Source organism: Azospirillum sp. B506 (assembly GCF_000333595.1).
Lineage (GTDB): Bacteria > Pseudomonadota > Alphaproteobacteria > Azospirillales > Azospirillaceae > Azospirillum.
In genome coordinates, this window is sequence record NZ_BADK01000433.1 from 1 (window position 1) to 1,172 (window position 1,172).

1 protein-coding gene is annotated in these 1,172 nt (G+C 66.4%); it reads right to left on the minus strand.

Features of this window, described 5'->3' with window-relative positions; translation table 11 throughout:
- On the minus strand, positions 1–1,172 hold a 1,172-nt coding region (locus I71_RS13275; RefSeq protein ID WP_199902170.1), incomplete at both ends, for a hypothetical protein.

The following is a 1,172-nucleotide window of genomic DNA, read 5'->3' on the forward strand; positions in this document are numbered from 1 at the left end:
CCCGCGCGGCTGAACCGTCAGGGTCGGCGTGTCGGTCACCGGATCGACCGTCACATGCAGCGTCTGCGTCGTCGCCGCCACCGCCGCACTGCCGTCCTTGGCCGTCGCCATCACAGTCAGATCGAAGTCCACGTCGCTGTTCAACGGCGGCGTGATCTTCAAGCCGGCAAGCTGCGCCGGTGTGAGGGTGACCGAGCCGTTGCTGATCGTCAGGGCAGTGCCGGCATCATTGCTGAGATGCGCACCGTCGGGGATGCCGCTGATGGTGATCGTCAGCGCCTCGGACCCGTCGGTGTCGGTCAGCGCCGGAGTGATCGTCAGCGCAATGGCGGTGTCTTCATCGCCCCGCGCGGCTGAAACCGACAGGGTCGGCGTGTCGGTCACCGGATCGACCGTCACATGCAGCGTCTGCGTCGTCGTCGCAACCGCCGCACTGCCGTCCTTGGCCGTCGCCGTCACAGTCAGATCGAAGTCCACGTCGCTGTTCAACGGCGGCGTGATCTTCAGACCGGCAAGCTGGCTTGGCGTCAGCGTGATCGAGCCGTTGCTGATCGTCAGGGCAGTGCCGGCATCATTGCTGAGATGCGCACCATCGGGGATGCCGCTGATGGTGATCGTCAGCGCTTCGGACCCGTCGGTGTCGGTCAGCGCCGGGGTGATCGTCAGCGCAATGGCGGTGTCCTCATCGCCACGCGCAGCAGCCACCGACAGGGTCGGCATGTCGGTCACCGGATCGACCGTCACATGCAGCGTCTGCGTCGTCGTCGCAACCGCCGCACTGCCGTCCTTGGCCGTCGCCGTCACGGTCAGATCGAAGTCCACGTCGCTGTTCAACGGCGGCGTGATCTTCAAGCCGGCAAGCTGCGCCGGTGTGAGGGTGACCGAGCCGTTGCTGATCGTCAGGGCAGTGCCGGCATCATTGCTGAGATGCGCACCGTCGGGGATGCCGCTGATGGTGATCGTCAGCGCCTCGGACCCGTCGGTGTCGGTCAGCGCCGGAGTGATCGTCAGCGCAATGGCGGTGTCTTCATCGCCCCGCGCGGCTGAAACCGTCAGGGTCGGCGTGTCGGTCACCGGATCGACCGTCACATGCAGCGTCTGCGTCGTCGTCGCAACCGCCGCACTGCCGTCCTTGGCCGTCGCCGTCACGGTCAGATCGAAGTCCACGTCGC